General features: G+C 68.2%; 20 protein-coding genes and 1 pseudogene. 5 read left to right on the forward strand and 16 right to left on the reverse strand.

Annotation, left to right across the window (positions count from 1 at the left end; translation table 11 throughout):
* The first annotated feature begins 344 nt into the window (after positions 1–344).
* A complete protein-coding gene (locus AB0I19_RS10830) occupies positions 345–1841 on the forward strand; it encodes an Hsp70 family protein (protein ID WP_357147130.1) in 1497 nt (498 codons plus the stop codon).
* Between the two features lie 11 nt (positions 1842–1852).
* Here AB0I19_RS10830 and tsaD read toward each other — a convergent pair whose 3' ends face one another.
* The 6 genes from tsaD to alr form a co-directional block, all read right to left on the reverse strand.
* Complete coding sequence (gene tsaD, locus AB0I19_RS10835) at positions 1853–2896, reverse strand: tRNA (adenosine(37)-N6)-threonylcarbamoyltransferase complex transferase subunit TsaD (protein ID WP_357147133.1); 1044 nt, start codon at positions 2894–2896, stop codon at positions 1853–1855.
* Positions 2897–2960: 64 nt separating this feature from the next.
* Complete coding sequence (rimI, locus tag AB0I19_RS10840) at positions 2961–3476, reverse strand: ribosomal protein S18-alanine N-acetyltransferase (RefSeq protein ID WP_067490895.1); 516 nt, start codon at positions 3474–3476, stop codon at positions 2961–2963.
* A complete protein-coding gene (tsaB, locus tag AB0I19_RS10845) occupies positions 3473–4162 on the reverse strand; it encodes a tRNA (adenosine(37)-N6)-threonylcarbamoyltransferase complex dimerization subunit type 1 TsaB (protein WP_067641277.1) in 690 nt (229 codons plus the stop codon). The genes rimI and tsaB overlap by 4 nt, the downstream gene beginning before the upstream one ends.
* A 66-nt stretch (positions 4163–4228) precedes the next feature.
* Entirely contained in the window at positions 4229–4684 is a 456-nt protein-coding gene (gene tsaE / locus AB0I19_RS10850) for a tRNA (adenosine(37)-N6)-threonylcarbamoyltransferase complex ATPase subunit type 1 TsaE (RefSeq protein WP_357147136.1), read from the reverse strand.
* Positions 4677–5747 carry an alpha/beta hydrolase gene (locus AB0I19_RS10855; protein WP_357147139.1) on the reverse strand — a complete coding sequence of 357 codons (1071 nt, stop codon included), beginning with the start codon at positions 5745–5747 and terminating at the stop codon, positions 4677–4679. Before AB0I19_RS10855 ends, tsaE begins: the two co-directional genes overlap by 8 nt.
* Positions 5744–6880 (reverse strand): alanine racemase, encoded by a 1137-nt coding sequence (gene alr / locus AB0I19_RS10860; RefSeq protein WP_357147725.1) that lies wholly within the window; start codon positions 6878–6880, stop codon positions 5744–5746. Before alr ends, AB0I19_RS10855 begins: the two co-directional genes overlap by 4 nt.
* 157 nt (positions 6881–7037) lie before the next feature.
* Here alr and AB0I19_RS10865 point away from each other — a divergent pair, with 157 nt between their 5' ends.
* Entirely contained in the window at positions 7038–7490 is a 453-nt protein-coding gene (locus tag AB0I19_RS10865) for a hypothetical protein (RefSeq protein ID WP_357147142.1), read from the forward strand.
* Here AB0I19_RS10865 and AB0I19_RS10870 read toward each other — a convergent pair.
* On the reverse strand, positions 7487–8938 hold the full coding sequence (locus tag AB0I19_RS10870; RefSeq protein WP_357147144.1) for an NAD(P)H-hydrate dehydratase: 1452 nt from the start codon (positions 8936–8938) through the stop codon (positions 7487–7489). The genes AB0I19_RS10865 and AB0I19_RS10870 overlap by 4 nt on opposite strands.
* A 72-nt stretch (positions 8939–9010) precedes the next feature.
* Between AB0I19_RS10870 and AB0I19_RS10875 the strand changes: the two genes are divergently transcribed.
* On the forward strand, positions 9011–9430 hold the full coding sequence (locus AB0I19_RS10875; RefSeq protein WP_357147147.1) for a cupredoxin family copper-binding protein: 420 nt from the start codon (positions 9011–9013) through the stop codon (positions 9428–9430).
* A 3-nt stretch (positions 9431–9433) separates the two neighbouring features.
* Here the strand turns inward: AB0I19_RS10875 and glmS are convergent, their stop codons facing one another.
* Positions 9434–11311 (reverse strand): glutamine--fructose-6-phosphate transaminase (isomerizing), encoded by a 1878-nt coding sequence (glmS, locus tag AB0I19_RS10880; RefSeq protein WP_357147150.1) that lies wholly within the window; start codon positions 11309–11311, stop codon positions 9434–9436.
* A gap of 36 nt (positions 11312–11347) precedes the next feature.
* Between glmS and AB0I19_RS10885 the strand changes: the two genes are divergently transcribed.
* Positions 11348–12202 carry a dienelactone hydrolase family protein gene (locus AB0I19_RS10885; RefSeq protein ID WP_357147153.1) on the forward strand — a complete coding sequence of 285 codons (855 nt, stop codon included), beginning with the start codon at positions 11348–11350 and terminating at the stop codon, positions 12200–12202.
* A 13-nt stretch (positions 12203–12215) separates the two neighbouring features.
* On the opposite strand, the gene AB0I19_RS10890 is transcribed toward AB0I19_RS10885, so the two are convergent.
* The 8 genes and pseudogenes from AB0I19_RS10890 to AB0I19_RS10925 all read right to left on the reverse strand — a co-directional run bounded on the left by AB0I19_RS10890 (position 12216) and on the right by AB0I19_RS10925 (position 16763).
* Positions 12216–12374 (reverse strand): hypothetical protein, encoded by a 159-nt coding sequence (locus AB0I19_RS10890; protein ID WP_357147155.1) that lies wholly within the window; start codon positions 12372–12374, stop codon positions 12216–12218.
* Between the two features lie 133 nt (positions 12375–12507).
* Positions 12508–13092 (reverse strand): serine/threonine-protein kinase, encoded by a 585-nt coding sequence (locus tag AB0I19_RS10895; protein ID WP_357147157.1) that lies wholly within the window; start codon positions 13090–13092, stop codon positions 12508–12510.
* Between the two features lie 94 nt (positions 13093–13186).
* Positions 13187–13348, reverse strand: a pseudogene (locus AB0I19_RS10900) (serine/threonine protein kinase); the annotation flags it as partial.
* A gap of 191 nt (positions 13349–13539) precedes the next feature.
* The gene (locus AB0I19_RS10905) at positions 13540–13965 is read right to left on the reverse strand and encodes a hypothetical protein (RefSeq protein WP_357147160.1); all 426 of its coding nucleotides are present in this window, start codon (positions 13963–13965) and stop codon (positions 13540–13542) included.
* A 41-nt stretch (positions 13966–14006) separates the two neighbouring features.
* A complete protein-coding gene (locus tag AB0I19_RS10910; RefSeq protein WP_357147163.1) occupies positions 14007–15746 on the reverse strand; it encodes a hypothetical protein in 1740 nt (579 codons plus the stop codon).
* 8 nt (positions 15747–15754) lie between these two features.
* Positions 15755–16087 (reverse strand): hypothetical protein, encoded by a 333-nt coding sequence (locus AB0I19_RS10915; RefSeq protein WP_357147166.1) that lies wholly within the window; start codon positions 16085–16087, stop codon positions 15755–15757.
* Between the two features lie 84 nt (positions 16088–16171).
* Entirely contained in the window at positions 16172–16480 is a 309-nt protein-coding gene (locus AB0I19_RS10920; RefSeq protein WP_067490917.1) for a DUF6802 family protein, read from the reverse strand.
* A gap of 91 nt (positions 16481–16571) precedes the next feature.
* Entirely contained in the window at positions 16572–16763 is a 192-nt protein-coding gene (locus tag AB0I19_RS10925; protein WP_067490919.1) for a PspC domain-containing protein, read from the reverse strand.
* 146 nt (positions 16764–16909) lie between these two features.
* Between AB0I19_RS10925 and AB0I19_RS10930 the strand changes: the two genes are divergently transcribed.
* Positions 16910–18550, forward strand: coding sequence for an ABC-F family ATP-binding cassette domain-containing protein (locus tag AB0I19_RS10930; RefSeq protein WP_357147169.1), 1641 nt, complete (start codon positions 16910–16912; stop codon positions 18548–18550).
* The last annotated feature ends 1 nt before the right edge of the window (position 18551 follow it).

Raw genomic sequence — 18551 nt, forward strand, 5'->3', positions numbered from 1 at the left:
GAATTCGGTTGTCCGGAACTGTTGCCCCGGACCGGGTTCGGTTCAGCATGCGACCCTGCGCGCAGGCCCCGTCGTCGCGGGTGCCGGGACTCCGAGCCCAGTAGTCGTCGTTGGCACAAGCACAGCTACACAGTGCCGACTAGCACTCTATACGCGAGAGTGCCAGCGCTCAAGGTCGGGTTCTGCCAATGTCGCATTATCGACACGCCCGCGCGTAATGGTGATCTTCACATCGACCGACTGAATCTGTAACGTTCGCATAACAGGCTGTGACAGAGTATGCATATCGTTCCATTCGAGATGGTCGGCCTCCGTTGGAACCATCCGCTCGAAGGGAGGTGAACATGCGAACATCCCTCGGCATTTCCGCCGGGAACGAGGTGGTGTGCTCGGCTCTGGTCGCCACCGCTCCATCCGGCGAACAGAACTTCGACTACCGCGTCGTCTCCGCCGACGCCGCGCACTCCGACCTCGGCGACCTCGTGTCGTCGTCGATCGAACTGATGACCAACCAGTTACCCGTGTCCCAGCAGCACGTGGAGCTGGATGGTGAACCGCTCGGACGCTACTCCACCGGCGCGCACCGCCGTGCCGTCGCCACGCGCTCGCGCCCACCGACCAGTGTGGCCGTCGCCTACCGCAATCGCGAGCAGGCCCAGGCCATCCGGGCCGCGTGTTCGCACCACCGCGATCTGCGCCTGGTCCCCGAAGGCACCGCCGCACTCGCCTATCTGCGCAACACCGGTCTGCTCGACCGGTATTCGACCGTGGCCGTGGTCGACCTCGGCGCCACCGGCCTCACCGTCACCGTGGCCGACCAGGCCGACGGTACGGTCCTGCACACCGAACGCACCCCGACCCTCAGCGGCAACGCCATCGACGAGCTGATCTACCACCACCTCGTCGACCTGCACTACGCCCGGCGCGGGACCAGGCCCAACCGCCAGACCCTCACCAATCGCGGCCGCGCCGCCAAGGAACACCTCACCGTCGCGCCCGCCGTCACCATCGACCATGTGGCCGGGCAGCCGCTGAAACTCACGCGCTCCGATTTCGAAGAGCTCATCGGCGGGCTGCTGCGCAATATCGCGGTGTTCTCGGCCTCGGTGTTCACCAGGGCGCCGAAGTACCCCGAAGCGGTCGCGGTGATCGGCGGCTGCGCGAACATCCCCAGCGTCGTCGACACCCTCGAAGCGCGCCTGGACATCCCGGTGGTCACGGTGCCTGACCCCGAGGCCGTGATCGCCAAGGGCGCGGCCCTGCTCGCCGACGCGGCGGCCCCCTCGGGCTTGCAGGTCGCCACCCTCGGTGACGCGCCGAGCGGCACCTTCGCCAAGGTCATCGGCACGCTGGCCGGTGCGGTGGTCGTGGTCGGGCTGGTGATCGGTTACGGCGTGCGGACCATCTCGCCGGATGCCCCCGATGTGACGCCCGCCGGCACCAGCAGCACAGTGCGTCAGCCGCCGTTACCCGTGGTGCCGCAGGCACCGACACCCACCTATCGAGAGAGCACCGACCGCACCGGGGCCACCGTTGCCCCGCCGGTCGTCGAGTCGCCCGCTCCCACCCAGGAGCCGACCACCACGACACCGCCCACGCCCACACCGTCGACCACCCCCGCGCCGTCCCCGTCGCCCACGACGACGGCACCGACCCTGCGCCCCGACCCGAACCTCCCGCAGATCCCCTACCCGGAATCGCCGGGCGGCATCAACAGCGGATCCGGTCGCGGCCAGCAGCGTCCGTCGACCCCGAACACCTCGCCCACCCAGGCACCGGCCAGTGGCAGCCTCGTGGTTCCGCCGACAACAGGCGTAACCCCGCTCGTCCCGGTCGACTAGAACCAGCAGATCTAGCGCAGCGCGCTCACCGACACCGGGAGCCCTGGATCGGTCGCCACCGTCAGCTCGGCCGGTTCGGCGCCCGCCGCGATCACATGCGCGCCGAGAGCCGCGATCATCACACCGTTGTCCGTGCACAGACGCGGCTTGGGCACCCGAAAAGTCAATCCGGCTGCGGCGCAGCGCTCCTCGGCCAGCGAGCGGATCCGTGAGTTCGCCGTGGCACCGCCGCCGAGCACGATCGTGTCGACACCGACATCGGTCGCCGCGCGCACCGCCTTCATCGTCAGCACATCGGCCACGGCCTCCTGGAACGACGCGGCGATATCCGGGATCGGCAGCTGGTCGGGCGTGATGCCCTGGCGCTGCGCGGCTTCCACATACCGGGCGACGGCGGTTTTGAGGCCGGAGAAGGAGAAGTCGTAGCGGGCATCGCGCGGGCCGGTCATGCCACGCGGGAAGGCGATGGCACGCGGGTCACCGTCCTGTGCCATGGCGTCAAGCGCGGGCCCGCCCGGATAGCCGAGGCCCAGCAGCCGGGCGACCTTGTCGAAGGCCTCGCCCGCGGCGTCGTCGACCGTGCTGCCCAGCTCGGTGATGGGCGAGCCGAGATCGCTCACCTGCAACAGATGCGTGTGCCCACCCGACACGAGCAGCGCCACCGCGGGCGGCAGCGGACCGTGTTCGAGGGTGTCGACCGCGACGTGCCCGCCGAGGTGGTTGAGCGCGTAGAACGGCACGTCCCAGGCCGCCGCGTACGCCTTGGCGGCCGCGACACCGACCAGCAGCGCACCGGCGAGGCCGGGCCCGATGGTGACGGCGAGCGCGTCCGGCTTGCTGATCCCGGCGGCGGCCAGCGCGCGGCGTATGGCGGGCACGATCGCCTCGAGGTGCGCGCGCGAGGCGATCTCGGGCACCACACCGCCGAAACGCGCGTGCTGGTCGACACTCGAGGCCACCTCGTCGGCGAGCAGTTCGACCGACCCGTCGGGGTGGCGGCGCACGATGCCGACTCCCGTTTCGTCGCACGAACTCTCGATCCCCATGACGATCACGCCGCGACCCCGCTCACAGTCGATCCGATCCGGTAGGCGAATACGGCAGCACAGCGCGCGCCGTTCACGACAGCACCTCGTCCTGGCGACCGCGCGCGGCCCACTCGTCGGCCGCGGCGGTGAGTTCCGGGCGCCGCATCGTGTACGCGTCGGCCCCACTCGGGTGGTAGTAGTTCTTGCGCAACCCGATGATGTGGAAACCGTGCTTGGCGTAGAGCGCGATCGCGGGCGCGTTGTCGGTGCGGACTTCGAGGAACACCGGGCCACCGCGCTCGGCCGCCGTCGCCAGCAGGGCCTCGAGCAGCAGGGTCCCGATGCCACCGCGATGACACTCCGGGTCGACCCCGATGGTGTGCACCTCGGCCTCGGGATGGGCGTTGTCGCCGAGCAGCGCGATGCCCGCGTAGCCGACCATGGTGTCGTTCTCGTCGCGGGCGGTGATGTAGCGGTTGTGCGCCCCGGCCAGTTCGGACCGGAACGACACCGCCTGCCAGGGATCGTCCTCCGGGAACAGCAGGTGTTCGAGTTCGACGCAGCGGTCGATGTCGTGCACGGTCATCGGGGCGATGCGGTAGGTCACGAGGCGCCCGCCAGGGTGCGGAAGCTGTTCTCCACGGCGTCGGGCCGACGCAGGTACAGGGGCACGAGCGCCTCGGGCACCGCACCGGCCAGCAGGGCGGGTGCGGCGACGGCGACCAGGCCCGCGGGCGACGGCGTTTCGTTCGGCAGGACCGGCAGGTCGAAGTCGTCGACGTGGGCGGCCGACCCCGCGATGGCGACGGCGTCGCCCATCGGTACGTCGGCGGGTTTGCACACCTCGGGCCCGGCCACACGCGCACCGTCGAGGTAGCGCGCCCAGTACACCTCACGCCTGCGTGCGTCGGTGACCACCAGCAGTTCGCCGGCCTCGCGTTGTTCGTCCGCGCTGTCGGCGGCGATGGCGTCGAGGCTGCACACGCCGTGCACGGGCAGGCCGAGCGCGTCACCGAAGGCGGCGGCGGTGGCCATGCCCACGCGCAGGCCGGTGAACGGGCCCGGCCCGATTCCGACGACGACGGCGTCGAGGTCGGCGCGGGCCACCCCGGCTTCGGCGAGGCATTCGAGGATCTGCGGGGTGAGGACCTCGGCGTGGGCGCGTGCGTCGACCTTCACCCGGGTGGCGAGGGTGGCCACGGCGGGTCGGGAGTCCGCGTCGTCGGCCGGTGACAGATGCACCAATCCCGCTGTAACGGCAGGTGTCGCGGTGTCGACTGCTAGTACGAGCATGATTGTCTCAACAATACCGGGTGGTATCCGCGACCGGCGCGCACTGGTGGATCGGGTCCGCGCGCGTCAGCCGATCCATTCCCAGATCGCCGTGCGCACATCGGATTCCGGTTCCCGCACCAATTGCACGCGCAGGTGCCGGTCGGCGAGGTGTTCGACCACGCCCTTGCCCCACTCCACGACGACCACCGCGTGGTTCAGGTCGGTGTCGAGGTCGAGAGAATCGAGCTCGTCGAGGTCGCCCGCGAGCCGGTAGGCGTCGACGTGGACCATCGGCACCCCGGGCGAGCCGTCGGGTCGCTGCCCGGCGCGGTGGGCGCGGGCGATGATGAACGTCGGCGAGCTCACCCTCCCCTGCACACCGAGACCGGCGGCGATGCCCCTGGTCAAGGCGGTTTTGCCGGCGCCGAGTGGGCCGTCGAGCACCACCAGATCGCCGGGGCGAAGTGTCTGCGCGAGTTCGCGGCCGAGCGCCTCGGTGTCGTCGACCGACGGCAGGACGCGGGTGCGTTGATCAGCCACCGACGGCCTCCCCGCCGAAGCTCTCGGCGCCCGCGCGGGTGAGCAGCCGGTCGAGCGCGTCGAGGGTCACCTGGGGGAACTGCAGGTGCGGCATGTGCGCTCCCTCACCGATCTTCACCAGCTCACAGTTGGGCAGTGCCTCGGCGAGCAGGCGCGAGTTCTCGAACGGGATCACCATGTCGTGCGCACCGCCGAGGACGAGCCCGGGCAGCTTGTTCAGCGTCGGCAGCGCGGCCGATTCATCGTGCAACTCAATCGTTTTCAGGAACTTCTCGACCGTGGCGACCGGCGTGCGGTCGATCATCATGGTGGTGAATCGCGACAGCGTGGGACTCACCGGCCCGTGGAACGAGCTGACGTGCAGGATCGGCGTCACCACATGCTTGCTCGCCGAGCGCCCGAACTGCACCAGCGCGGGCGCCGACCGCACCGCCAGCCCGAAAACGCCCAGCGCCGGATGCCGCAGCAGCTGCAGCACGCCGGTGGAGGTGACCTCGGCAGCGGCGGTGTTGAGCAGGGCGACCCCGACCACCCTGGTGGCGAACAGTTCGGGGAACTGCGCGGCCGCCGCGAGCACCGCCATCCCACCGAGCGAATGTCCGACGAGCACCACCGGCCCCTTCGGGGCGCAGGTGCGGATCACGGTGGCCACGTCGCGGCCGAGCTGGGCGATAGTGCAGCTGTCGGTGCTCGGCATGCCGGAGCGGCCGTGACCGCGCTGGTCGAAGAACACCATCCGGATCCGCGGACCCCACTGCTGGGCCAGGTCACGGCGCTGGAAGTGGAACGAGTCCATGCTGTTGCAGAAGCCGTGGACGAAGACGAGCGTCACCTCGGCGCTGTCGTCGCCGTAGGTGCGGGTGGCCAGCGACACACCGTCGTCGGCGCGAACCTCACCCGGCTCGTCCTCATCGATCAGGGCGAAGTTCTCGTCGCGGTACTCGTCGCGTTCGGCGGGCCAGCGCACCCGCGCACCGATGCGGCGCAGCGTGTGGGCGAGGGCGAGCGCCCCGAGCACGCCTGCGGTGGCGAACCCGCCGCGCACCACCTGACGGCGCCTCATCGACCGGTCCCCACATAGCGGCGGACCGCGCGACCGCGTGGCGAGCACACGATCTCGTAGTCGATGGTGTCGAGCAGCCGCGCCCAGTCCAGGGCGTGCGGGTGTCCCGCGCCGCCACCGAACAGCACCGCCCGGTCACCCGCGCGCACATTGCCGACGTTGTCGCCCAGGTCGACCATGAACTGGTCCATGCACACCCTTCCGACATTACGGTGCAGCGCGCCGCCGAGCCACACCTCGAAACGCCCACTGAGCGAACGGAACACACCGTCGGCGTATCCGGCGGGCACCAGGGCCACGGTGGTGTCGCGTGGCGCGATCCACCGGTGCCCGTAGGACACACCTTCTCCCGCAGCCACCCGTTTGACCAGGGTGACCTCGGCCTGCAGCGTCATCGCGGGCCGCAATCCGAAGTCGCCGAGCTCGGGGATCGGTGAGAGCCCATAGACCGCGATACCCGGCCGGACCAGGTCGAAGTGCAGGTCGGGGCGGGTGAGGGTGGCCGCCGAATTCGACAGGTGGATCAGCTCCGGCTCCAGGCCGTGTTCCTTGGCCAACGCGACGGCCTCGAGGAACCGTTCCCGCTGCCGGTCGATGGCGGGATTGCCCGGTTCGTCGGCGTGCGCGAGGTGGGAGAAGATCCCGCGCAAACGCAGCACGCGGTCGTCGACAAGGGCGCGCACGGCGGCCAGGACCTGCGGATACTCGGTCACCGAGACGCCGTTGCGGTTCAGTCCGGTATCGACCTTGAGCGAGATCGTCGCGGTGCGGCCGGTCCTGCGCGCGGCCTGCTCGACCACCCGCACCTGCTCGAGCGAGGACACCCCGATCTCCACGTCGGCCGCGATCGCCGCGCCGTAATCGGCGTCGATGGTGTTGAGCCAGCACAGAATCGGGGCGTCTATACCGGCCGCCCGCAATTCCAGTGCCTCGGCGACCGTGGTGACACCGAGCTCCCGCGCGCCCGCCCCCAGCGCGGCACGCGCGACCTGCACGGCACCGTGGTTGTACCCGTCGGCCTTGACCACGACCATCACCGCGGCACCCTGCGCGAAGCCACGCAGCACGCGCACGTTGTGAGCAATGGCGTCGAGGTCGATGACCGTCTCCACTTGCGCATTCACCCTTCCGATCCTGCCTGGCTGGTCCGCCTCCCCGAAACTCGGGCCGGACTTAGGTGCGGGCAGACGTGCCTCGGGCCGGACCCCGCGCGTGATGTGTCGGAGCCGACGGGCCCGTCGCCGGTTCTACAGTTGAGGTACCAGTGGTTTTCGACGTGATGAGGCGACCATGCGCACTTCGTTCGAATTCGACCTGCGTACAACGGCTACCCCCGACCAGATCGTGGAGGTGCTGACAGATTTCTCGGCGAATCGACCGAAGCGGTGGCCTGCGCTGTCGGCCGGGTTGTTCCATGTCTACTCCGTCGGCGACACGGAAGCCGTCGTTCAGGAGGGACAGAATCTACCCAAGATCTATGCCACCTGGCACTACGACTGGTCTGTACCGGGCACGGTGAGCATGACCGTCACCGACAGCCCGTACCTGGAGACCGGTAGCTACCACTCGGTGACGGCGATCGCGGCACCCGGCGGGGGCAGCGACGTACACGGAGTCTGGACCAACACCGCGAAGAACAACTCGGCGAAGGTCGGGCTGCTGATGATGCGCGTCATCGGTCGCAGATTTTTCACCCGCTACTACCAGCGGGTGTTCGATCAACTAACAGAGAGTGGCGCCTAAGTTCCCTGTTGTTCGCGGGTCGGCGCGAGTTGCCGGAGTAGCCGCACCGCCGGTCGGACGTGGTTGAGCAATGGGGTTGCCGAGATGGGTGCGCCCGCGGTCTGCGCGTCGTGCGCGGCCAGATTGGCGGCGAGGGCGTGTACCCGGGCCGCGGCCGCCGCCGCCCAGGTCGGGGGTTTGCCTGCGGCGAGCAGGGCGCCGATGATGCCGGCGAGGACGTCGCCGGAGCCCGCGGTGGCGGCCCACGATGCGCCCGCGTCGTTGACCAGGGTGGTCTCGCCCGGGGTCGCGATGACGGTGGCGCGCCCCTTCAGCAACACCGTCACACCCCATTGCTCGGCGAGGCGACGTACGGCTGCGACTCGGTCGGGTCCGAGCGTTGTTCCCGTGAGGCGGGCGAATTCGCCTGTGTGCGGGGTGAGCACGGTCGGGGCTCGGCGGTCGCGCACCAGATCGGGTTCGTGGGCGAGGATGCTCAGCCCGTCGGCGTCGACGACGACCGGCAGGTCCGTGGCGAGTATCCGGGCGAGACCGTCGCGTGCGTCGAGACCGACGCCTGGTCCGAACACCCAGGCCTGCACCCGGCCGGTCTGCTGAATACTCGGTGCGGCAACGACTTCCGGGAGATGTTCGACGACCTCGGTGTCGCTGCCCGCGTAGCGCACCATCCCCGAGGTTGCCGCTACGGCAGCGCCTGTGCAGAGCACCCCGGCGCCCGGATACTTGTCGCTGCCCGCACAGATGCCGGTCACGCCCTGAGAGTATTTGTCGTCGAAGGCACCGGGCACCGGCCATTCGGCGCCCACTTCGGCGGGATCGAGTTGCGCCAGCGTGGGAGCGGGAAGCTGTAAGCCGATGGGCACCAGGACGATTCGTCCGCAACTCGCAGGCGCCAGGGCATGTACGGGTTTGTAAGACCCGAACGTCACCGTCACGTCCGCGCGCACAGCGGGCCCCTCGATGGCCCCGGTGTCCGGGTCGACACCACTGGGCAGGTCGGCGGAAACAATCGGGACATCAATGGCGGCAACCACTTCCGCAGCAGCAGGTCGCAACGGCCCCTTGCCGGAGATACCGACGATCGCGTCGACCACCACGTCGACCTCGCCCAGCCGATCGACCACTCGACCACCGGCCTGCCGAAAAGCACTGAGCCCCTGCGCATGTGCGCGCTCCGGGTTCAGCAGCACCGCCTGCACCGCCACCCCTCGTCGCCGCAGCATCGCACCGGCCCACAGCCCGTCGCCGCCGTTGTCACCGGAACCGACCAGCAGACCAACGGAACGCCCGACCACTCCCCCTGTGCGCGAACGCAATTCATCGGCGACTACCCGCGCCAACCCGAACGCCGCGCGCCGCATCGGCACACCGTCGGGTACCCGGGTGAACAGTTCCGCCTCGGCCGCCCGCACCTGATCGACGGTGAAATAGTCACGCCGAGCAACCATCGTTCGCCTCCCACCTGCGCCCGCGCGGGCCACGACCGTCCCGCGATCGTTCGCAGACTACGCTGCACAACCATGTCGATGGTTCGTCACCGCGCCGCACGGGTTGCCGCCGGATTCACCGTGGTCGCCGCCCTGCTCGCCGCCGGTTGCTCCGGCGACGCGGACAACGCCGCCACCACCACAACCCGCAAACCCCGCCCGGTCAGCACCACGACCACGCCGAGCGTCCAGGTGGACGCCGCCCTCACGGTCGAGGTCAGCGACATGAAGTACAGCCCGGCCCAGGCGACCGTCAAGGTCGGTCAAACCGTCACCTGGAAGTTCTCCGACAAGGCCCCCCACAACGTGCAGGGCATCGGCGACAAGGCGATGGGCATCAACAGCCCCATCATCGACAAGGGCGAATGGTCCTACACCTTCACCCAGCCCGGCACCTACCGCTACCTGTGCTCCCTGCACCCCGAGATGCGCGGCCAGATCACCGTCGAATAAGCCCTATTCGACGGTGACGGACTTCGCCAGGTTGCGCGGCTTGTCGACGTCGTAGCCGCGCGCCTGCGCCACCTCGGCGGCGAAGATCTGCAACGGAACCGTCGACAGCAACGGCTGGAACAGGGTCGGGGCGACCGGGATCTCGATGAGGTCGTCGGCGAACGGGCGGACCGTGTCGTCGCCTTCCTCCGCGATCACGATCGTGCGCGCCCCACGGGCCTGGATCTCGCGAATATTGCTGAGCAGCTTCGAATGCAGCACCGCGCGGCCCTTCGGCGACGGCATCACCACGATCACCGGCAGACCGTCTTCGATCAGCGCGATCGGCCCGTGCTTGAGCTCGCCCGCCGCGAAACCCTCGGCATGCATGTAGGCCAGTTCCTTGAGCTTGAGCGCACCCTCGAGCGCCACCGGGTAACCCACGTGGCGACCGAGGAACAGCACCGTCGGCACATGCGCCAGCTCGCGGGCGATGGCACGCACCTGCGGCGCGGTGTCGAGCACCCGCGCGATCAGCTTCGGCATCGACTCGAGCTCGGCGAACTCGCGGGCCACCTCGTCGGGGTACTTGGTGCCGCGCGCCTGCGCCAGCGCCAGGCCGACCAGATAGTTGGCGGCCACCTGCGCCAGGAACGCCTTGGTCGAGGCCACGCCGATCTCCGGCCCGGTGCGGGTGTAGATCACCGCGTCGGACTCGCGCGGGATCTGCGCGCCGTTGGTGTTGCAGATCGCGAGCACGCGCGCCTTCTGCTCCTTGGCGTGGCGCACCGCTTCCAGCGTGTCGGCGGTCTCCCCCGACTGCGAGATCGCGACCACAAGCGTCGACCGGTCGAGCACCGGGTCGCGGTAACGGAATTCGCTCGCCAGCTCCACTTCCACCGGCACCCGCGTCCAGTGCTCGATGGCGTATTTGGCCAGCAGGCCCGCGTGGTAGGAGCTGCCACAGGCCACCACGAACACCTTGTCGAATTCGCGCAGTTCCTGGTCGGCGAGGCGCTGCTCGTCGAGCACGATCCGCCCGCCGTTCTCGTCGACGACGAAATGCCCGATGAGGGTGTCGGCGACAGCGGTCGGCTGCTCCTCGATCTCCTTGAGCATGAAGTAGTCGTGGCCGCCCTTCTCGGCGGCGGCCAGGTCCCAGTCGATGGTGAACGGCCTGCTCGTCACGTCGGAATTGCCGTCGAAGTCGGTGACGGCGTAGCTGTCGGCGGTGATCACGACGGCCTGGTTCTGGCCGAGCTCCACGGCTTCGCGGGTGTGCTCGATGAACGCGGTCACATCGGAGGCGATGAACATCTCGCCCTGCCCGACCCCGACGACCAGCGGCGTCGACTGCCGCGCCGCGACGATCGTGCCCGGATGATCGGCATGGGTGAACACCAGCGTGAACGCGCCGTCGAGGCGGCGAAGCACGGCGAGCACGCTCGCGGTGAAGTCACCGGCGGTCGGCCCCTCGGCGTACGCGCGCGCCACCAGATGCACCGCGACCTCGGTATCGGTGTCGCTGAGCAGCTCGATCCCGGCGTCCTCCAGCTCGCGACGCAGCGGTACGAAGTTCTCGATGATGCCGTTGTGGACCACGGCCAGCTTGCCGGACGGGTCACGGTGCGGGTGGGCGTTGCGGTCGGTCGGCGCGCCGTGCGTGGCCCACCTGGTGTGGCCCATTCCGCTGGTCCCGGCGAATTTCGCGCCGTCGGCGGCGTCGAGTTCAGCTTCCAGATTCGCCAGCCGCCCCGCCTTGCGTTCGACCGCGATTCCCCCGTTTCCGTCGAGAATCGCCACCCCCGCGGAGTCGTAGCCCCGGTACTCCATGCGACGCAGCGCGTCGACGACAACGCCGAGCGCATCCCGGTATCCGACGTAGCCAACGATTCCGCACATGGTCCACCACCCTACTGATCGGATACTCTTCACGCCGTGTCGGACTCCGTGAAATCGCTCCTGAGCACCCTGTCCATGCGCGGTCCTCACCGGGTGCTGCGTGGCAACCTCGGGATCGCCGGTCAACCCGGCGTGGTCTATACCCCGGAGTCCGGGCTGAACCTGCCCGCCGTCGCGTTCGCGCACAGCTGGCTGACCAGCGCCGAGAACTACAAGGGCCTGCTCGAGCACATCGCGTCGTGGGGATTCGTGGTCGCCGCCCCCGACACCGAACGCGGACCGATCCCGTCACACCTCGACCTCGCCACCGACCTGCTCACCACCCTCGACATCCTGAGCAAGGTCCGCCTCGGCGACGGCACCATCAGCGTCCACCCCGACCGCCTCGCCCTGGCCGGTCACGGCATGGGCGCGGGCGCCGCCGTGATCGCCGCCGCCCAGCGCCCCGTCGCCACCGTCGCCGCCCTCTTCCCCGCACCCACCTCCCCCGCTGCGGAGAACATCGCCACCGACCTCGACACCCCCGCCCTGATCCTGGCAGGCGACGACCTCGACTCCATCAACTCCAATGCCCGCCCCCTCGCCACCGCCTGGTCGGGACCCTGCCTCCTGCGCCGCCTCGACGGCGCCACCCACAACGGCATCATCGAAGGCCGCCGCCTCTTCGCCGCCCTCGGCGCGGGCCGCTACGAATACAAAACCGACAAGGCCACCCGAGCCCTCCTCACCGGCTACCTCCTCACCACCCTCGTCGGCGACAAAAAATACAAACCTTTCGCCGACCCCGAAGCCGCCATCCCCCACACCACGGTCGTCGACCCCCACGCCGCGGTGGAAGTGGAAGCGCCGAAGCTGTCCGTCGGCACGATCGCCAAACTCATCAAGGGCTGACAGTCAGCTGGTATCAGCGGGCGACGTTGGTGAAGGCGAGGATCCAGGCCAGCACCATAACCAGCACTGACACGTAGAACAGGGTGAGGATCACGCGCGGACCCAAGCTGGTCGACCGTCCGTCGGAATCCATGCTGATAGCCGGTTCGTCGACGCCCGCCCGAGTCGTCATCGCGACCCCTATTGGCCCGCTTCTCACCACAGGTGTTCGCGGCGGGCCAGCGTCGAGGGTGCCACGATCGACAACTATGGTCGGCGCGCTCCGGTGCGGCACCGCCCGTCGGGACACGTCGACAGGATCAGGATCACCGAGGAAGGACCGGCTCACCGAGGAAGGACCGGCTCACGGCAGCGGCGAAATCGCCACACGAATCGAACCGATCCACAGGCCTTTTCGCGGTCGCCCGGGCCAGAGCCTCGTCCAGTGCGGGCGGAAGTTCGGGACGAACACCTACGATCGAGGGAATAGTCGCGGACATGTGTGCCTGAATCACTGCTACCGGATTGGTGGCTTCGAATGGGGAGCGACCAGACAACAGCGCGAAGAAGGTGCAGGCAAGCGAATACTGATCGCACTGCGGTCCGAGCGCCAGCCCGGCCAGCTGCTCAGGCGACGCGTAAGCCAAAGTAGCGGTGAAGGTTCCAGTCCTGGTCAGCGGACTACGATCGAAATGCAACCGGGCAATGCCGAAGTCCGCCAACAACACCCGCTCGGGACGACCCGGATCCGCCGTTGCGAGCAGCACATTGGCTGGCTTGACATCCCGATGCAGGACCCCACGACTGTGCGCGAAATCCAGCGCCTCGGCGACTTCTGACACGATCCGCACGGCCCGCGGCGGTTCGAGTACTCCCACCGCCGCAGCGTCGGTGCCCGGCACATACTGCATCGCGATCCACGGGTGATTCCCCTCGACCCCCCCGGTCGTAGACCGTCACGATATTCGGATGATCCAGGCGCGCAGCAAGGTCCGCCTCCCGCTCGAACCGAGCCCGTGCCTCCGCATCGCCGAACATCTGCTCATCGAGCACCTTCACCGCCACCGACCGCGGCAGCCGAGGATGCCGCGCCAAATACACAGCCCCCATCCCACCCCGCCCGAGCAACCGCTCAAACTCATACCCCGCGACAGACCCCATGCTCATCAGTTCATTCCCCCTCGTCGGCCGCCCAGAATACGCATGCGACCGGGCTACTGTCGGCGCAACGGGTAGTCACCGTGACGGTCTCCTAGAGGCCGGACCCGGAACCCCGCGATTCCGCCTTCAACAACCTGTCCCCCAACGCATCCGCCGAACACGTCTCCATCGATCCTGCTCGGACCCCATCGACCGGCTCAGTCCAGCCATGTCGAGCGGCGGTAATACTCGGCCTCTGGATCGTAGTCGCCGTCCGAGGGGGCGACCGTCGATCTGGCCTGCCGCGCGGCACGTGCCCGGGCGACCGCCGCCCGGATTTCGGCCTGCCGCTGCTCTTCGGGGGTCATGGTCGGGTCCGGTACGAAGGGAGCGGGGGCGGGGGCCGCAGTCGTGCGGACAGGAGCCTCGTAAGCTGGTTCCGGCTGCACAGGTTGCGGCTCAGCGGTTTCGGCTGCCTCAGCTTCCTCCTCGGCCAGTTCTCGCAAGCGAGCGGCTGCGTCGACGGCCAGTTGTTCCGCGCGCATCGCAGTCTGCCGATTAGCCTCATCGATCTCGCCCATCAGCAGCGAAGACCGCCGCCGCGCTTCCGCCGCGATCTGCTCGATCTCTGCCGCGTAGTCCACGATCGCCTATCCTTCCGAAATCGAGGGCGATTCGCCAACGATCACAGTGGACCTGCCTCGGCAAGGACCGCTCCGCTGTCACCCGGATCGCTCACGGGTAGATCGATGCTCGGTACATGCTCATCGTCGGTTCCCTGCTGGAGCGGACGTGGGGCGACAGGAACACCGCCCGCTACCGAGCCCGACGACTCTTCGCCCGAACCGATTTCGCTTGTCACCGGGGCATCGCTGAGGTCGGGAGTCTGCGGACCGGTCGCATCGGGGGCGCTCGAATCGCTGCTGGTATCGGCACCGGCTTCACCTTGGCCTGTACCGGACTGTGGTGTGCCCGAACCGAGGATGCCGGTGGACTCGTCCTCGGCGGTCGACGGGGCGGATTCCTGCGTCAATACGGGTTGCCCGTTCTCGTCCAACGACAGCGTGTATTGGTTCGTGGCACCGCTGGCGTCAGTTGTCGTCAGCGACAACCCATTCGGGCCCGCCTCGATGCTCACCTCGGTTCCGCCGAGCTGGAACGTGGCCTCGTGCTCCTGGGAGAGCAGGTTGTTCGCCTGTTCGGTGAGCTGCTCGAAGCCGTCGCCGATCGACGTGCCGACCGATTCGATGGTGGAGGTGAGCGTAGTCCCGAGGTCGCCGGTCAGCGCCTCGGACGCGGTCGTGGCGAGATCGCCGACCGTCGAGGCGATGGTTGACAAGGCCGAGCTCATGTCGGTGGTCGAGTCATCGGTCGTCGTCGAGTCGTCGTCGGTGGATTCTTTAGTCCCGGTCGCTGTCTTCGCAGTCGACCCGTTGGACGTGTCACCGATTTGTGTACCTGCAGCCGAGGTTTGACCAGCGGCGTCCCCTGTCTGGCCACCCGAGCCTCCTTGGTCACCTTTCGCCTTCGACTGGTCACCGGCCGCAGGTTGGTCATCCTTGGTCTGCTTGTCTTGGGCAGGCGCTACTCCGGTTCCCGACACAGACGGATAACCGCGCTCGACAACACCGGCGGCCGCCGTCTCCACTGCCGTGAACAAATTCTCGATAGCAATTTTGGTCGTGGTGCACTGGTCGTTGAAGATCCGCACCTTGTCGTTGTAGTCCGGCAAGAAGACGATCGACAGCCAACGCTTACAGATGTCTTTGATCGCGTCCTTGTATTCTTGGGAAGTCGTATTTTCAATACCCGCAGTGGTGTCTGCAATATCCGTCACGCCGGCCGAGTTGCGATGGGAGGTCATCGCTGTCAGCTCGCTGTCGAGGACACCGCTCCCGGTTTTCGCCCCGTCGATCACACTGTCGATACCGATCGGATCCAGTCCGCCGACCGTCGGCACCGCCTTCTGGTTCCCCCCGACGTACTTGTCCACCGAGCCGTCCATCAGCTTCAGCACCGTATCCGCCTTGGCTTTGACCAGCCCGGGGATCTGTGCCGCCGCCGCTGTCAGCGCCGCTTCGAAATTGCGCACCGCATCGCGATCTTCGCTCGCCATCGTGGCGATCCGACCGAGCTGCGCGGCAGCGGCTTCGGCGGCTGCGCCCTGCCATCCGGACTGCATTGATTGTGCGGCCGACTGTTGCGCAGCGACTTTGGCGTCTGCCGTGGTCAACAGCTGGCGTACCGCAACGGCCGCGGCGTCCAGCTTGGTGATGTTCATCTGACGCTCGTCGTCGTACGGTCGCACCAACGCGTAGAAGTCGAAGCTTGCACCGAAGGCGGCTGCATAGCGCGGGCCCAGTTGCTCGAAATACTGCAGGCCGGGAGCACCGTCATCGAGAAGGTTGTCGATCGACTTGGTCACGGCCATTCCTACTTCGCCGGAGCGGGGGCGGCACCGTCGAGCCCGCGCGCGGTATTCACGTCGACAGCGGTGTACTCGACAACCGCTTTCCCGATCGCATCCGCGAGCCCCTCGGAGGCACTCGTCCAGACCTTGGCCCAGCCGACCACCCGACCCAATGCCTGATCGATCTTCTGTCCGCTGCCGGTGTAAGCCCTCCCGGCGTCGGCCGCGACCCATTCCAGGGTGTCGACCGCCTTCGCCGAGGTACGGGTTGCTGTCACGGTCTCCTGCACCGTGTCGGCGGTCTGTTTCATCGCGACCTGGTCGACGATGAGTCCGCCGGAAGCTTTGTCGCCCATCTCCCCCACCTCCCCAACACACGGCGCCCGGATGACGCCCTACCTACTTCGACGCGCGAACCCTTCCACTGGTTCCCGCGCAATCTACTTTCCCAGATTCCCCTGATCAGTCTTCCTCCACTCCGAAGTCCCATCCGGATGCCGGTGGTACTCCCACGCCGCATAGTCCCCGTCCTCCTCGATCACCGTCACGTGGTCGGCGAGGCCGTCCTCGTCGTAGTCGGACCAGATGGTGGTGGAGTTGGGGTCGGTGTGGGTGAGGGAGTCGGCTACGCCGTCGGTGTCGAGGTCTTGGGAGGGGGAGTTGAGTTCGACGGGGCCGAGGCTGTCTAGGGGTGTGTGCGCGTCGATGTCGGGTAGGCCGAAGCCGGGGATGTCGCCCGAGGTGACCATGGCTCCTCCTCAAACGGGAAACTCGCGGATGACGGCGCGGCGGAACTCCACCATCCTGTCATCCGCGAGCGGCTCACGGCCACGTCGGGTGTTATTTCTTGGGCATGATCAGCCACAGGATCAGGTAGAGCAGGAACTGGGGTCCTGGCAGCAGGCAGGAGGCGACGAAGGCGAGGCGGACGACGCTCGGGCTCCACCCGAAGTAGTCGGCGATGCCGCCGCAGACGCCTGCGATCCATTTGTCGCTGGTCGAGCGGGTGAAGCGGCGGGTGGGGGCAGTCATGATGGTGCGCCTTCCTGGTCGAGCGGTGATGACTCCACAGTGCCGTCGGGTGCCGCTCCCCGGCATCGGTCGACGGACCCATCCGCACCCTGATTTCGGGCCACCCCATCTCAGGGTCACACCCTGAGATCGGGCAGACTCGAGCGGTGAGCACGACATTGCACGCCAGCGGCCTGTCCGCGGGACACGCCGAACGGACCCTGTTCGCCGACCTCGATTTCACCCTCGCCCCGGGCGATGTGATCGGGCTGGTCGGCGTGAACGGCGCGGGCAAGTCGACGCTGCTGCGGATGCTGGCCGAGCGCGACGCGGGCGACGGGACGATCACCCTGAGCCCGCCGGACGCCACCGTCGGCTACCTGGCGCAGGAACCCGAGCGCATCGAGGGCGAGACCGTGCTCGAATTCCTCTCCCGCCGAACGGGAGTGGCGCACGCGCAGCGGGTGATGGACGCCGCGGCCGAACGCCTCGGCGAGGGCGGAGACGACGACTACTCCCCCGCGCTGGAACACTGGCTCGCCCTCGGCGGCGCTGACCTCGAGCAGCGGGCCGAGGAGGTCGCGGCCGAACTCGGCCTCATCGATGGTCTGGCCGGTGGCCTCGACACCCCGATGACTGGCCTGTCGGGTGGCCAGGCGGCGCGTGCCGGGCTGGCGTCGGTGTTGTTGTCGCGCTTCGACATTCTGCTGCTCGACGAACCGACCAACGATCTCGACCTCGACGGCCTGGATCGGCTGGAACGTTTCGTCACCGGTGTGCGGGTGCCGCTGATGGTGATCAGCCACGACCGGGAGTTCCTGGCGCGCACCGTCAATCGTGTGCTGGAACTGGACCTGGCCCAGCAGCAGTACGGCATGTACGACGGTGGCTACGAGGCGTATCTCACCGAGCGCGAGATCGCCCGCAAACACGCTCGCGAGCAGTTCGACGAATTCGCCGACACCAAAGCGGGTTTGGAGGCACGCGCCCAGATGCAGCGCAACTGGCTCGAGCACGGTGTGCGCAATGCCCGGCGCAAGGGCAAGAACGACTCGGACAAGATGGGCCGCAAAACGCGCGCCGAATCCACCGAGAAGCAGGCGGCGAAGGCCCGGCAGACGCAGCGCCGCATCGAACGGCTCGAGGTGGTCGAGGAACCGCGCAAGGAGTGGGAGCTGCGGATGGAAATCGCCGCGGCCCCGCGCAGTGGCGCGGTGGTCGCCACCGCCAACAACGCCACCGTCACCCGCGGCGAGTTCACGCTCGGACCGATCACCACCCAGATCGACTGGGCGGACCGGATCGTGCTCACCGGCGCCAACGGTTCGGGCAAGTCCACCCTGCTGGGGTTGCTGCTCGGCAAGATCGCACCCGATTCCGGTTCTGCCGCTTTGGGTTCCGGTGTCGCCATCGGTGAAGTGGACCAGGCGCGTGGCCTGTTCCGCGGCACCGACCGGCTGGTCGACACCTTCGGCGCGGCCATGCCGGACTGGCCCGACGCCGATGTCCGCACGCTGCTGGCCAAGTTCGGGCTGCGCGGTCCGCATGTGATCCGGGCGTGCGACACGCTCTCACCTGGCGAACGCACCCGCGCGGCCCTCGCCCTGCTCCAGGCGCGCGGGGTGAACCTGCTGGTCCTGGACGAACCGACCAACCACCTCGACCTGCCCGCCATCGAACAGCTCGAGCAGGCGGTCGAATCCTTCACGGGCACCCTGATTCTGGTGACGCACGACCGCCGCATGCTGGATTCTGTGCGAGCGACTCGTCGTTGGCACATGGCCGCCGGGCAGCTCGCCGAGAAGTAGG

This window comes from Nocardia sp. NPDC050413 (genome assembly GCF_040655475.1).
Classification (GTDB): Bacteria; Actinomycetota; Actinomycetes; order Mycobacteriales; family Mycobacteriaceae; genus Nocardia; species Nocardia coubleae.

What these genes read in the sequence shown, in the direction of transcription:
- tsaB (WP_067641277.1), bottom strand. Translation starts at nt 4,162, where the DNA reads ATGCTCGTACTAGCAGTCGACACCGCGACACCTGCCGTTACAGCGGGA.
- AB0I19_RS10875 (WP_357147147.1), top strand. Translation starts at nt 9,011, where the DNA reads ATGTCGATGGTTCGTCACCGCGCCGCACGGGTTGCCGCCGGATTCACC.
- AB0I19_RS10865 (WP_357147142.1), top strand. Translation starts at nt 7,038, where the DNA reads ATGCGCACTTCGTTCGAATTCGACCTGCGTACAACGGCTACCCCCGAC.
- AB0I19_RS10920 (WP_067490917.1), bottom strand. Translation starts at nt 16,480, where the DNA reads ATGGTCACCTCGGGCGACATCCCCGGCTTCGGCCTACCCGACATCGAC.
- AB0I19_RS10890 (WP_357147155.1), bottom strand. Translation starts at nt 12,374, where the DNA reads ATGACGACTCGGGCGGGCGTCGACGAACCGGCTATCAGCATGGATTCC.
- glmS (WP_357147150.1), bottom strand. Translation starts at nt 11,311, where the DNA reads ATGTGCGGAATCGTTGGCTACGTCGGATACCGGGATGCGCTCGGCGTT.
- AB0I19_RS10870 (WP_357147144.1), bottom strand. Translation starts at nt 8,938, where the DNA reads ATGGTTGCTCGGCGTGACTATTTCACCGTCGATCAGGTGCGGGCGGCC.
- AB0I19_RS10925 (WP_067490919.1), bottom strand. Translation starts at nt 16,763, where the DNA reads ATGACTGCCCCCACCCGCCGCTTCACCCGCTCGACCAGCGACAAATGG.
- AB0I19_RS10855 (WP_357147139.1), bottom strand. Translation starts at nt 5,747, where the DNA reads ATGAGGCGCCGTCAGGTGGTGCGCGGCGGGTTCGCCACCGCAGGCGTG.
- AB0I19_RS10915 (WP_357147166.1), bottom strand. Translation starts at nt 16,087, where the DNA reads ATGGGCGACAAAGCTTCCGGCGGACTCATCGTCGACCAGGTCGCGATG.
- AB0I19_RS10895 (WP_357147157.1), bottom strand. Translation starts at nt 13,092, where the DNA reads ATGCAGTATGTGCCGGGCACCGACGCTGCGGCGGTGGGAGTACTCGAA.
- AB0I19_RS10830 (WP_357147130.1), top strand. Translation starts at nt 345, where the DNA reads ATGCGAACATCCCTCGGCATTTCCGCCGGGAACGAGGTGGTGTGCTCG.